This is a genomic window from Parendozoicomonas sp. 2304DJ65-17, assembly GCF_058148445.1.
In genome coordinates, this window is record NZ_JBYVJV010000001.1 from 173678 (window position 1) to 187940 (window position 14263).

General features: G+C 47.9%; 11 protein-coding genes. 3 read left to right on the forward strand and 8 right to left on the reverse strand.

Features of this window, described 5'->3' with window-relative positions; translation table 11 throughout:
* Positions 1-394 precede the first annotated feature (394 nt).
* The 8 genes from groL to ACY2RR_RS00835 form a co-directional block, all read right to left on the reverse strand.
* The gene (gene groL, locus ACY2RR_RS00800; protein ID WP_490106224.1) at positions 395-2050 is read right to left on the reverse strand and encodes a chaperonin GroEL; all 1656 of its coding nucleotides are present in this window, start codon (positions 2048-2050) and stop codon (positions 395-397) included.
* A 46-nt stretch (positions 2051-2096) separates the two neighbouring features.
* Positions 2097-2393 carry a co-chaperone GroES gene (locus ACY2RR_RS00805; protein ID WP_490106225.1) on the reverse strand — a complete coding sequence of 99 codons (297 nt, stop codon included), beginning with the start codon at positions 2391-2393 and terminating at the stop codon, positions 2097-2099.
* Positions 2394-2680: 287 nt separating this feature from the next.
* A complete protein-coding gene (locus ACY2RR_RS00810; protein ID WP_490106226.1) occupies positions 2681-3154 on the reverse strand; it encodes an FxsA family protein in 474 nt (157 codons plus the stop codon).
* Positions 3155-3286: 132 nt separating this feature from the next.
* Entirely contained in the window at positions 3287-5038 is a 1752-nt protein-coding gene (locus ACY2RR_RS00815; protein ID WP_490106227.1) for a hypothetical protein, read from the reverse strand.
* Positions 5035-6654 carry a hypothetical protein gene (locus ACY2RR_RS00820; protein ID WP_490106228.1) on the reverse strand — a complete coding sequence of 540 codons (1620 nt, stop codon included), beginning with the start codon at positions 6652-6654 and terminating at the stop codon, positions 5035-5037. Before ACY2RR_RS00820 ends, ACY2RR_RS00815 begins: the two co-directional genes overlap by 4 nt.
* A 259-nt stretch (positions 6655-6913) precedes the next feature.
* Complete coding sequence (locus ACY2RR_RS00825; RefSeq protein ID WP_490106229.1) at positions 6914-7264, reverse strand: hypothetical protein; 351 nt, start codon at positions 7262-7264, stop codon at positions 6914-6916.
* 81 nt (positions 7265-7345) lie between these two features.
* Complete coding sequence (locus tag ACY2RR_RS00830; RefSeq protein WP_490106230.1) at positions 7346-8053, reverse strand: HugZ family pyridoxamine 5'-phosphate oxidase; 708 nt, start codon at positions 8051-8053, stop codon at positions 7346-7348.
* A 77-nt stretch (positions 8054-8130) separates the two neighbouring features.
* The gene (locus tag ACY2RR_RS00835; RefSeq protein ID WP_490106231.1) at positions 8131-9342 is read right to left on the reverse strand and encodes an MFS transporter; all 1212 of its coding nucleotides are present in this window, start codon (positions 9340-9342) and stop codon (positions 8131-8133) included.
* Between the two features lie 196 nt (positions 9343-9538).
* On the opposite strand from ACY2RR_RS00835, the gene ACY2RR_RS00840 reads away from it, so the two are divergent.
* The 3 genes from ACY2RR_RS00840 to ACY2RR_RS00850 all read left to right on the forward strand — a co-directional run bounded on the left by ACY2RR_RS00840 (position 9539) and on the right by ACY2RR_RS00850 (position 14262).
* The gene (locus ACY2RR_RS00840; protein WP_490107043.1) at positions 9539-11389 is read left to right on the forward strand and encodes an oxygen-binding di-iron domain-containing protein; all 1851 of its coding nucleotides are present in this window, start codon (positions 9539-9541) and stop codon (positions 11387-11389) included.
* A gap of 74 nt (positions 11390-11463) precedes the next feature.
* Complete coding sequence (locus tag ACY2RR_RS00845; protein ID WP_490106232.1) at positions 11464-13299, forward strand: acyclic terpene utilization AtuA family protein; 1836 nt, start codon at positions 11464-11466, stop codon at positions 13297-13299.
* A gap of 87 nt (positions 13300-13386) precedes the next feature.
* A complete protein-coding gene (locus tag ACY2RR_RS00850) occupies positions 13387-14262 on the forward strand; it encodes an SDR family oxidoreductase (RefSeq protein ID WP_490106233.1) in 876 nt (291 codons plus the stop codon).
* Position 14263: the final 1 nt, after the last annotated feature.

Below are 14263 nucleotides of genomic sequence, written 5' to 3' on the forward strand. Positions count from 1 at the left end.
CACTATCCCTAGGCTACAGTTGGCTGAACAACTGGTCTTACTACCACAGACTCATCACACCCGATGAACCATAGGCCAAGACAATAATGGAAACAGCTTCGCACCGGGTAGGTGGCTCAAGCTTAGATAAGACACGATGATCCCTGTTACCTCACAGCCTCTTAACGAGTCTGCTTCAACATGTATCACTTCGCTAATGCGGGGATACAGGCCTTAGCCCATACCTGAACAATCGGCTCCATACGGAGACCGATATTCGGGCTTGGGTTAAGCCCGAATATCGGGTTTTATCAGTGCTATTTCGGCGGGTTTGGGTAGTGACTACAACTCAAAGAGTTAGCAGTCACTAGGGGTGTAGCCCGCTCGGCTAGCTACCTACGCGACTCTCGTCGCACTACATCATGCCGCCCATACCACCCATACCGCCCATACCGCCCATGCCACCCATGTCAGGTGCACCAGCAGCTGCCTTGTCTTCAGGCAGTTCAGCAACCATGGCTTCGGTGGTGATCATCAGACCAGCTACGGAAGCAGCAGCCTGCAGAGCGGAGCGGGTTACCTTGGCAGGATCCAGTATACCCATTTCCAGCATGTCGCCGTATTCGCCGGTAGCAGCGTTGTAACCGAAGTTACCTTCACCGTTGCGAACCTTCTCAACAACTACGGAAGCTTCGTCACCGGAGTTGGCGGCGATCTGACGGATAGGACCTTCCAGAGCACGCAGAGCCAGAGCAATACCAGCTTCCTGCTCTTTGTTGATACCTTCAACAGAGATGTTGCTCAGGGCACGGATCAGGGCAACACCACCACCGGCCACAACACCTTCTTCAACAGCGGCGCGGGTTGCATGCAGAGCATCTTCAACACGAGCCTTCTTCTCTTTCATTTCTACTTCAGAAGCAGCACCAACCTTGATCACGGCAACACCGCCGGCCAGCTTGGCTACACGCTCCTGCAGCTTCTCTTTGTCGTAATCGGAAGTGGAGTTCTCGATTTCGGCGCGAACCTGCTCAACACGGGCAGTGATGTCTGCCTGGTTGCCGGCACCGTCAACAACAGTGGTGTCTTCCTTGGTGATAACAACGCGCTTGGCAGTACCCAGGTCGTCCAGGGTAACCTTCTCCAGGCTCATGCCGATTTCTTCGGAGATCACAGTACCACCGGTCAGAACAGCGATGTCCTGCAGCATGGCCTTGCGACGGTCACCGAAACCAGGTGCCTTAACAGCGGAAACCTTAACGATACCGCGCATGTTGTTAACAACCAGAGTAGCCAGAGCTTCGCCTTCAACATCTTCAGCAATGATCAGCAGAGGCTTGCCAGCCTTGGCTACAGCTTCCAGAGTCGGCAGCAGATCACGGATGTTAGAGATCTTCTTGTCGAACAGCAGGATGAACGGGCTTTCCAGTTCAGCAGACATGCTTTCCTGGTTGTTGATGAAGTAAGGAGACAGGTAGCCGCGGTCGAACTGCATGCCTTCTACAACGTCCAGTTCGTTTTCCAGGGAGTTACCTTCCTCAACGGTGATAACGCCTTCCTTACCAACTTTTTCCATCGCTTCAGCAATGATGGCACCAACGGTTTCGTCGGAGTTAGCGGAGATGGTACCTACCTGAGCGATAGCCTTGCTGTCGGCACAAGGGGCAGACATTTCCTGCAGCTGAGCAACAACAGCGGCAACAGCCTTGTCGATACCGCGCTTCAGATCCATTGGGTTCATGCCAGCGGCAACGTACTTCAGACCTTCGTTTACGATGGACTGAGCCAGTACGGTCGCGGTAGTCGTACCGTCACCAGCCTGATCATTAGCCTGGGAAGCAACTTCCTTAACCAGCTGGGCACCCATGTTTTCGAACTTGTCTTTCAGTTCGATTTCCTTGGCTACGGAAACACCATCCTTAGTGATGGTAGGAGCGCCAAAGGACTTCTCCAGCAGTACGTTACGACCCTTAGGGCCGAGAGTTGCTTTAACAGCGTCAGCCAGAATGTTAACGCCTTCGAGCATTTTTTTGCGAGCGTCGTCGCCGAACTTGACTTGCTTGGCAGCCATCGTGATGTTCCTTTAATTGAGTGAAAAAGTGTAAAGCAGCTTCAGCTTACTCAGCTTCGATGACGGCCAGGATGTCAGACTCAGACATCAGCACGTGCTCGATACCATCAATCTTGATGGTGTTGGAATCGCTGTGGTAACCGCCGAATACGACTTTGTCACCCACCTTCACAACCAGCTCAACCAGGTTGCCGTTGTTGTCGATACGGCCAGCGCCTGCAGCAACAACTTCACCACGGTTAGTTTTCTCGGCCTTACCAGGCAGAACGATACCGCCGGAAGAAGTAGTTTCGCTTTCGAAACGGCGCACGAGCACCTGGTCACGCAAAGGACGGAGCTTCATTGATAGTCTCTCCAACTGTTATCCAAATCTGCCGGTGAACCGGCTTTTCCAAAGTATGTATCCCTGAAGGCAAGCTGAAATTTTCATAAAACCTTCGGAGACAGGTATCAACGAATCGTAAAAACCACTCATTGATGAAAACTGTTAGTCGCTGTATCAGGTCTGCAAACTGTTACAAAAGTACGTTTGTGCTGGAACTCTGATACCAAAGAATTACGACCGCCCGACATGAGTGGGGGCTGACATTTCGCATTTCAACCCCCGAAATCCAAATAAACCGAAAAAAATCATTCTTCTCTTCGGAATTCGCCATCGATTACATCATTTGGGGCAGATTGACCGAAAGGCCTCTGAAAACCAGGCCCCCGATTTTGCCCTGCCATACCGGCACCACCGGAAGTGTATACCTGAAAACGTGAGCTGCTAGTCATTCTCCGAATCAGACGTCGGCGAATAGGTGGGATAAGTCCACAGAGGGCTACAGTGTCACTTATAAAGCCGGGAGCCAGAAGCAGGGCACCGCAGAAAGCGATAACCAGACCTTCCATCATTTCCATAGCCGGTACTTCCCCGGTGGACATTTTCTGCCGGGCCCGCATAAGGGTGCTGAAACCTTCCTGACGCAGCAGGAACAAACCAGCGGATGCCGTGAAAAAGATCAGGGCGATAGTAGGCAGAACACCGATCAGGCCACCTACCTTTATAAGAATCATCAGTTCTGTTATTGGGAACAGAACCAGAAGAAAGAAACCAAGGCGCACTATTTTCTCCGTAAGAGACAACGCTCTACATTCGTTACAGAGAGTTATATGGCGATTGAACTTTCGTTTTCAAGGCATGGATGCAGAAAAGTGATATTCGATACATTCCCGTACATTCAGAAAGAATTATCACTACGGGTACAGGGCACATGGTTCTCCCACAGGGCAAACATTGGCAGGTAAGGAAATAAACGGATTTCCCTCCTCAAGAGGTTGCAACTTATCAAGAATTACAACCCGCCCCTTGATCAACATGTAAATCCTCTGCTCAGACTTTTCAACCACAATCTGGTTTGGCGTAGCCCATTGAAACCAGGGACCATCAAGCGGGTAAAAACTTGTATCCTGCATCTCTGAAACCAGCTCACCGTCAGCCTTCAGCAATACAACTTCTGTATATTCAGGCAGCCCTATTACTAAGCGAATACCTTCTTCATTACTATTGATAACATCCAGTACCGGGGTGAAACCAAGATCATAGTTTTCATTTGGAAATACTTTGCTGATGGTTTTCTCATAGGTATTAGTCTGGGTCAGATTTTCCGAAGACCGCACCTGGAACATACAAGTTAAAGGTAAAGATCGATCATCATCGGCATTGATCTGACTTCCACAATGAACAGTGACCAGTTGTTTCTTATCTGGAGTTACGACCATGCCTAAAGGTTGGTAATCCTGATATTGCTCTAGCGTCTGGCAATTATCAGCCTGACAACTTAAGCCATCCCAATCACACGCATACAGTGTTCCGGCACGGGATTTCTTACCCTCTGTATCTTCACTCCACTGCACTCTAAGAACAACTTGTTTAGCACTGGTAAAAACTGGCTTTATGGAGAGATCTGAATGGGATGCCAATTCCGGAAGTAGCTCGGGCGCTTCAACAGGCTCTGTCTCAAGCAAACGTGATTTCTGATGAGATAAAATGTAACCCGTTAGTGAGGAGCTCTGATCAGTGGCCAGCAAGCAACGCCCCTTTGTATCAAAAGCCACATTACCATTTTTAGGTTTACCCTCATCAACATGATTTTTTATGGATTGGAGCAACTGGCTTGTTATCCCGGTTCGCTCTTTTCGCAGCAGAAGAATCTCATTCCCCCCCGAATTTACAACCATAAGAGGTTTATGGGGATGTATTGCTATGTGAGCGTCAAGATTATCACTACCAGTACTGAAGCGGCCATCGGAAAAGGCCTGCCCTCCAGGCTGTAACTGATAAAAAGATAACGCTGCCGAATCCCATTTATTGGTGAGATAGAGAAGGTTCCCCCGAATACCCATATCAAGAGTCACCGCCCCAATACTGTTATTCCCAGACCAATGAAAGGCATCTCCGGCAAACCGCCAACCCTTCTTCACGATATTGCTACGCCACTCATTCAGGGATACCCCCGCTCCCATAACCGGCATGATCCTTTTTGTTCCTAGGGAAAGGTACACCACATCTTTGTGAGGACAGTTTCCCAGATTCAGTTCACTTGGCCAGCAACCCAAAACCCCTTCAAGACTCTTTGGCCGCCCATAAGTTTTATAAGGATCCTCTTGATCCGGACTGGGCGTAAAGATCACTTCAATGTTTACACAGCTATGAGAAAAACCCGCAATGTTAAGGTTTTCGGTATCTTTCACTTCCATAGAAAAAGCTGAGTTTGTGCCACTGAGGTTAGGAGGATGATTGTCATACAAATAGGTAAAATCTCCCCCTCTCCGACACAGCTGTACAATACGTGTCTCACTGGCTCCAACAGGAACATAACCAAAAGAGAGAGAACCTCGCTGAACAATAGGAACTCGTAACGGTTGCTTTCCTTCTGGAGAAAGCAAAGGTCGAGCTAGCACCAACTCAGCGAATAACAGCAGGAACATTCCAAATAGAACTTTCATAGCTGCCCCTCCACCGAACATTCTTCTCCTGTTCGACAAACACTCGCGGGTAAAGCTTTCAAAGCATTATCTGCAGAAATCAGCCGATCAAAATAAATCAACCTTGAAGGCATCAGTACATACAGGCGTTCCCGGCGATCATCGGTCACCATTTGCACAGGGGTTTCCATAGGCTGCATAGCCCGCTGCCGCCAATACTTGTTATCAAAAACAAGCTTGCGTATGACTGTTTCATCCGCGGAAAGGGAAACAATATCAATCCCCTGGTGTAAGGAGCGAGCAAACAGCATTTCGTCATCGTTTGTTCCTAAAGAAACAAGATGGCTACGCTTGCCATGCCGAAAATCAAACCAGGAATTGTTGTGACTTACAGCACCGGATGAACTTTTAAACTCATCGACAGGCCAGCTCCGATAACTGCAACTGCGATCTTTGATGGTGTGGCTCTGGGTGGCACCAATACAGGATTTCACTACTACCCGATTACTGACCTCATCTTCAGCGATTGCGATATCCAGTGCTTCCGGGAGCCTTTCAACCAGTTCACACTGCTTCGGCTGGCATTCATTACTATCCCACTGACAGCTATAAAGGCTTATATCCGGGTCGACTGCGCTCGCGTGGTAATAGTCGGATACAGGATTCCTTAGTAGAAACAACACCTTGTCTTTCCCTACAAACAAAACATCGTCGATAGGTTTCCCGTAATACCCCATATCTTCAGGAATTACGTCGTCAACCGCCAGATCTAATAACCGCTCGAGAGTTTGACCCGTTTTCCTGAAACGGATCAGACCATCTATAGAAATTCCCCTCAGCCACAATCGATTCAAAGACATCAGACACTGCCCCTGAGGGTCAAAGTGAATATTCCTCCCAGAATGTTCACTGCGGTATCCTTTTAACAGGACCTTTTGCTCCAGCTTCATCGCTTCATCTTCCCCACCTGTATTTATCAACTGGTAGGATGATTTATCAGCGCTGATGGCTATATAAGAATCATTGGGCTCTATAGCCAAAGATGCTCTGTGGTTGGCAACACTTCCAATATCTAATTCCCCTGCCCATAACGGGGCACGTTGATCTTTACCAGATAGCCTCATCAATGAAGCTGGATATGCCTTGTCAGGAATTTCCCCTTTAGTACGCTGCTCTCTCAGGACATACAGATCACCTTTATTAAATCCCATAGCGATATTGAAAAATCGTTTGCCATCAACCTGAGAGGAACCGAAGACTTCGCCTGCAAAACGCCATCCTTGTCGCGCATGACGTAAACGCCAGACTTTTTCGCTGACACCAATACCCCGCACAGGCCCCAACGTCTGTTCACCAACCTGCAACGTCAGTAGGCGGGCATCAGCTCGGTAAGGCTCTGTTTTGGTCTGCTTATTACTGCAGGCTTCAGGGTTTTCCCCTGATTCATGGTCATACCGGTAATAGTCACAGTTTTGTTGCGAGCCTGGTGTAAAGGAAACAGTTAACCCAATACAGGTGTACTGGCCAGCATGGATGGTTGTATTAAGAGTTTTTCCGATGGAGAGAGTGAAATAAGGGCTGGGCTGGCTCAGTTTAGGAAGATTTCTATCAAACAGATCACTGTCATGACCTGACACACAAACCTGAACGGATCGTTTCTCCGATGCTCCCGAAGGGACTTGCCCAAATGATAAGGAACCCCTGTAAACCAGGGAGTCATTGCTTCCCCTGAAAAAGTCCAGCCAGCTTGCTTGTACGCATACAGGCCAAAGCAGGAGAACTGTCATCCATGACGTTTTCACAATGGTTAACCAAGTCTGTGCTATTCAGTAACCGTAGAACAACCACGGGAAATTTCATGGAGTGGTGTTGATTGCCAAGAGCCCCCTGAACAGATTAAAACACCATGACATGGTCAACCAAGTAGCGACCATCCCGATAAACCAACGCCATCTCGGCTACATATTCTCCTTCAACCTTGGTAAACGATTGCTTCCAGACGATAGCGGCAGAATCTGGACGTCGAAAAACAGCAACGGGAGTTCGCTCTGAAAAGAACCCTTTTTGCTTTTGATAGTCGCCACAAACTTTCACGAGATATGCTTCTGTCACTATTGCCTTTAGCCTGTCGGTAAAGTCACGAACATGTGCCTGATAATTCACTTCTGTCGAAGCCTGCATCAGGTTATCCATAATAGGAGTCGCAATATCCAGAATGTCCTGTTCCGATAAATCCCTGAAGTCCATACACAACCACCAGCTATTTCGCTTTGAACAAAAAAGCCGGTTCAAAAAACCGGCTTACGATAAATCAACAATAGAACTGGCTTAAGCAGCCTTTGCCATCGCCACCAGAAACTGACGAATATCTCCGGCACTTTCAGCTTTCTGTTCAAAAGGAATACGCACCAGACGTTTTTCAATACGAATCATAAATCCATAAGGGTCTACGCCAGCCATCTCTGGCGCCGCGCCTTCCGGCAGGTTTACACCGGCCTGATGGCAGTACTTCTGAATGGCATCGCCATGGTCTTCATTCATATGAGTGACCACGCCCTCTTCCACACCACCGGCAAAAGGATTGGCTTCCGCGATCAAATCATTTTCCAGCCAGTGGATATCACCGAAACCACCGATATAACGATTTCTTACTGGCACAATCCGATAGAAACTGAAGTCGTGTGTTTTGTGATAGCCACGGGATTCAGGGAAGAAGTTGTAATAGCGGTTAATAGAGGCTTCATCGGTAATCTGCTCAGCATCACCCACCCAGGTCAGTCGTGCACCGGTTTGCACATCATCCATTCCAGACTGAGCAATAGTAAGAGACACTTTGGTGTTCTTGGCAATATTGCGGGTATGTTGTGCCAGAGTACTGATCAGGATAACAGGATAACCATCCGCATCCAGGCAGTAAGGCACAACCGAACCAAAAGGGTAGCCTTCAAGTACACGGGACTGGGTTGATAGAACACCACTGTATTCTGTTCTCAAAAACTCTCTGGCATGCTGGGCTGAAACTTTTTTATCACTCATAGGTCTTGTCTTATAAGTTGTGCTGAATGGCGATGCCATTTCGAGTTGGTTTTATTTCCAATAAATGATAATGATTCTCAATTGCATGTCAATTGTTTCCGCTCTTCGCTTAACCGGTCGTCGTATAAATACATGTACAACCCGGCTACTCCCATAACTAAAGCAATAATGGCAAACCCCTGCTCTGTCATTTGATAATTGGCCAACACACCGATCAGTACATAGCTTAAACTCTGAGTAAAACTCGAAAACAGTTTTAAACCGCCCTCTACCCGGCCACGCTCATTCACATCCACAACCAGATTCATTTTGTTAGTGCGAGCGATACGGTTCAGTGAGTTAAAGAATCCCAGCACAACAGTCACGAGCACAATTACCAGCGGATCAGTAAACAGTGCCATTACACTGAGCAGCCCGGCTATTATCAGAATAGAATGGATCATCAGCTTTTCATGGGCGTACTTCCGTAAAATACTGACAACGATAACCCCACAGGCCAGAGCCCCCACACCGTAGCCAAATTTCCAGATGGCAAACCAGCTGCCTTCAAAGTTTTCACTGGCCAGATAGATAGGAACCAGCTTCACCAGATAGGTAAGAACCGGATATGAGAGGCAGGATAAAGCCAGGAAAATAAATAACCCTGAATCCCGGGCAAAAATATCCTTAACCTCAGTTAACTGTCGTACAAAAGAAACAGCCGAAGAGTTCCGCAACTTGCGCTGATAGGGCATCCAGCCATAGAACAACAACCCCAGCCCGGATGCTATAAAGGCAAACAGTGAGAAATGCTGAATACTCCAAAGTTCAAGAAGTACTACACCGGCGGCTCCAGCTCCAAGAGTGACTCCCTGCATAATGACTTCCTGGTAACTGCTGATCTGAGGGTATTCATCTGCTGAGAAATTTTCCTGGGTCAGTGCATTACCTGTACTCCAGGCCAAATCATTGGTTACCCAGAAAATCAGCTGGGCGACTCCAAGTGTAAAAACATCTGGAACACCACCAAGGCTTATTAACAATAGTCCAAGAGCAGTAACACTTTGAGTCAGCTGAACAGCAAGCAAGATACTTTTTCTTGAATGACGATCAATATAAGTCGAAAACAGTGGCGTTAAGAAAAAAGAGACCAGCGTGCATATCAATGCAACGGCAGCAACAACAGAACCATCGTCACCATTTGTCAGCATTATCCATGGCAACGCCATCATAAACATTCCGGAAGAAATCCCGTCGAAAAAACGGGCAGCCAGCAAACGATATACCTTTGCTTTACGAATAAATTCCATTTACCACTCCAAAGTTATTTTTATGCTTTACAGTGGAGCCTAATAGTTAAAGTTAACTTTAAGTCAATAAATTTATGAATACCCTGATTCCAGAAAAATAACGAGAAATACGATCTGGACGAAGTGCAGCTAAGGACGATAATAGAGCGGACTGCAGTGATCCCTGTTTTAACAATAAACCTGCTGACCTATGGATATGGGCGTAAGTAAGGAAAGGGATGTTTCGAGGTTAAAGGTATTGAACAAAGCAGACACCACCCCTCAGGTCCACATTGATACAGACCGGCCGTTTCAAATTGCACATCGAGTCTGGTGGGTGGGGCATCAGATCCCCAATGACAAGTTCCAATGTCATACCTATTTGATAGAACAGGGAGATCAATCCGTTTTAATTGATCCGGGTTCTATGCTGACAATTGAAAAGACACTGGAAAAAATCGCTCAGGTTATTCCTTTGTCTTCATTGAAATACATTGTCTGCCAGCATCAAGATCCGGATATTACCGCCTCTCTTCCACTTCTGGATAAGCGGTTAGACAACCAGAATATTCAGCTTATTACCCACTGGCGGACAAAAACGCTGATTAAACATTACGATATCAAAATGCCATTCTGGCTGATTGATACAAACAACTGGTGTTTGGAATTAGAAGACAGAACACTTAAGTTTGTCTTCACTCCGTACGCACATTTCCCGGGAGCTTTCTGCACATTCGATCCTGAGACTCAGGTGATGTTTACCAGTGACCTTTTTGGCAGCTTTAGTCACTCACCATACCTTTATGCTCAGGGTCAGGAGCATTTTGAAGGCATGTACCCGTTTCACGAACATTACATGCCCTCAAAAGATATTCTCCAATTCGCTTTGTTACGGCTGAAAAAACATCCCATACGACTCATTGCTCCCCAGCATGGTGCGATAATCCCCGAACATCTGGTTGAGTACATGTTTGATAACCTGATGGAAGTTAATTGCGGTCTCTACATGCTGATGACAGAAACAAGCGACACTGTCACAAGAATGTCAGAGCTCAACAGAATGATTCAGGATGTCACCCGGTCCCTGCTACAAAATACAGATTTCAAGGATATCGCCTTAACACTGAAAGATATTGCCCACCAGTACATTCCCATCGACTCTCTGGAATTCTTTGCATTGGATGACAGTGATACCTGCATCAGTTTCTTACCCACACAAAAATACCGCGGACATATCTGCAATAAAGACCAGTACCCCGGAAGGTATCTGGGTATTAGTAAGGAAGATTGGGCAGCACTGACAGAGGAACCATCGGACCTGATTTCTCCCGTCTGCATTCAGGAGTACTTCGAAGGTCAAGCGGCACTGATTTTTCCATTATTCAGAAAAGATCACGAAACAGCCCGTAAGCTTGTTCGTATCTGGCTGACCAGACCAATGGCTTTAACCGGAAGGTTGAATGCATTAGTGGATAATGTTTCGGTTCCACTGCAGGTCGCTCTCGATAGAGAGATAACTTATCGGCAGATGAACAAAAGCCGCAAGGAAGCCTATCTTCGCTCTATCCGGGATCCACTGACTGGTTGCTTTACCCGTTACTACATGGATGAAGCGGTTAACCGCCTGATTGACCTGAACAGCAGACGTAGTGATAAAAGCAAACTCTGCATGGCTATGTTTGATGTCGATTATTTCAAAGAGATTAATGACACTTGGGGGCATGCCACAGGGGACAAAGCCCTGAAACAAATCACCAAGATTTTGAAGGACAATATTCGCTCATCCGATGTACTGGTGCGCTACGGTGGTGATGAGTTTTTGCTGTGTATGCCGCTTTGTGATCTTGAAAATGCTTACAAAAAGCTGACAGCCGCCTGCCGACAGATCAGCAACACACCTTTAGCAGTGAAAGACCGACAATACGTTATGACTGTGAGTGTCGGGCTGATTGAGCATCCCAAAGGAGGCAGCCTCAGGGAAAGCCTGAAGCAGGCAGACGCGGCTCTTTACCTTGCTAAAAGCAATGGTAAAAACCAGATTTCCATCGGACAAACACCAAAAGCATAGGTATATATACTTGCCGACCAAGCGCTTGCTTGGTAACCTCGTTTTCACTTGATTTATCATAGTGAGAACGGACCGTGGCCAATAACAATCATTCCACCACATCCAGCTCTTCCCAGAACACAGTGCGTATAGGCTGCGCCAGTGCCTTCTGGGGAGATACCGAAACAGCAGCCCACCAGCTGGTGCGAAAAGGTAATCTGGATTACCTGGTTTTCGATTATCTGGCCGAGGTTACCCTCTCTATTATGGCTGGTGCCCGGATGAAAGATCCCAGCGCCGGCTATGCTCCCGACTTTATTAAATACGCCCTTAAGCCCGTTCTTTCTGAGATTGCCGAACAGGGTATAAAAGTTATCAGCAATGCTGGTGGCGTTAACCCTGGTTCTTGCCGTGATGCTTTAGAAGCTCTAATAAAAGAAGCAGGGCTCGATCTCAAAGTTGCTCTTGTTCAGGGCGACAACCTGATGCCAAAAGCCAAAGAGATGAAAAAGGCTGGTGTGACCGAGATGTTCTCCGGTGAAGAAATGCCTGGCGGTATTGTCACCATGAATGCGTACCTCGGCGCAGCACCTATTGTTCAGGCTCTGAAAGATGGTGCAGATATAGTCATCACTGGTCGTATAGCAGACAGCGCTGTTGTTACAGCTCCACTGATTCACGAATTTAACTGGCAGATGACCGAATACACTCATCTCGCCCAGGCCAGTCTGGCCGGACATATCGTTGAGTGTGGCGCACAGTGCACCGGTGGTAATTTCTCGGATTGGGAAACCATCAAAGATGGTTACGACAATATGGGCTTCCCCATCATTGAATGTGAAGCCGATGGCAGTTTTGTTGTGACCAAGCCAGAAGGCACCGGTGGCCGGGTGAATCGTGAAACGGTTGCAGAACAACTGGTTTACGAAATTGGCGACCCTCGCGCGTACTACCTGCCAGATGTTGTGTGTGATTTTTCCCATGTCGACTTGGAAGAGGTTGGCGACGACAGGGTTCGAGTAACCGGCGCTGTTGGTTTTGCTCCTACAAATTCCTACAAAGTGTCTGCCACCTGGATGGATGGATTCAAATGTTCCGCAGCCTTCCTGCTGGCCGGCGTTGATGCCCGAAAAAAAGGTGAAGCAGTAGCTGCAGCAATTGTTGCCAAGACCAGTCGTTTATTTGAAGAACGTGGCATGGGCGCTTACCGGGATCACAATATTGAAATCCTCGGCAGCGAAGCCACTTATGGTGAACACTCTCAGGCATTAAATGCTCGGGAAGTTGTGGTTCGCATCACTGTCTCCCATGCCAACAAACAGGCATTGACTCTGTTCTCACGTGAAATTGCACAGGCAGCAACGGGAATGGCTCCAGGCATTACTGGAGTCTTAGGCGGCCGCCCAAGTGTTTGGCCGGTTATCCGTTTGTGGTCCTGCCTTGTGGATAAAGATCAGCTTAATGTCCAGGTTGAGTCTGAAGGTAATACAACAGATGTCGCCGTCTCTCCAACCAGCGGCTTTACTCCTCCTGGTGACCAATCCTTGCAGGAGTTTGTTCCGGAAGCAGCAGGTGAATTCACGTCAACTCTGCCACTGATCAAGCTAGCAATCGCCCGCTCTGGCGACAAAGGCAACCATTCCAATATCGGTGTTATCTCCCGTAAAGATGAATACCTGCCCTTTATCACCAGTGCGCTGACGGAGGAAGCTGTCGCAGACTGGATGTCACATGTGCTTGATCCTGAAACCGGCAAGGTAACCCGCTGGGTCATGCCAGGAATTCATGCCTTTAACTTCCTGCTGGAAAACAGTCTTGGCGGTGGCGGCGTTGCCAGCCTGAGGATTGACCCACAGGGCAAGGCCTTTGCACAACAGTTGCTGGAGTTCCCTGTTCCAGTGCCAGAAGAACTCGCACGAGATTTGGCATAAAGAATTATTTGTTGGGTTACGAAGCTTCGCTTCTAACCCAACCTGCGTATTCCAATATTCAGAACAATAAAAACTTCGGAGTAAATAATGTCGTACAAATCCATCTTTCGAGATGATGCCTTCAAAGACAAAACCATTATCGTCACTGGTGGCGGCAGCGGTATCGGTCGCTGCACCGCTCACGAACTGGCGGCACTTGGCGCTAATGTAGTCATCATTGGTCGTAAGCAGGAAAAGCTGGATCAGGTGATTGCAGAAATCTCCGAAGATGGAGGCACTGTTTCTGGATGGTCTATGGATATCCGCGATGAAGATGCGGTTAAGGCCACGGTTGCTGAAATAGCAGCCCAGTTTGGTGAGATTCACGGTCTGGTCAATAATGCTGGCGGTCAGTTCCCTTCTCCGATGGAAGCTATTAATAAGAAAGGCTTTGATGCCGTTGTAGCCACCAACCTGACTGGCGGCTTCCTTGTTGCCCGTGAAGTGTATAAAGCTTCTATGCGTAAGCACGGTGGTAATATCGTAAACATTACTGCTGATAACTGGGGCGGTATGCCTGGCATGGCTCACTCCGGTGCCGCTCGTGCGGGCATGGATAACCTTACCAAAACTGCTGCGTATGAGTGGGGTCCTGATGGTGTACGAGTAAATGCCGTCGCTCCCGGCTGGGTAGCATCCAGCGGTATGGACACCTACGAAGGTGCCATGAAACAAATCATTCCAAAGCTTAAGAACAGTGTTCCCCTGGGCCGTATGGCGACAGAGGCAGAAGTCAGTGCCGCTATCTGCTTCCTGCTGAGCGATGCTGCGTCATTTATTAATGGTGACACCATCAAGGTTGATGGCGGTGCTCCTCTTGGCAGCAATATCTTCCCTCTTCGTAAGGCCAAAGTAGAAAACAGCCCGGCTTGGGATGGTTTCCACCGTGCAGTCATGCCGGAAGTTCTTAAGGAAGAGGAATAAG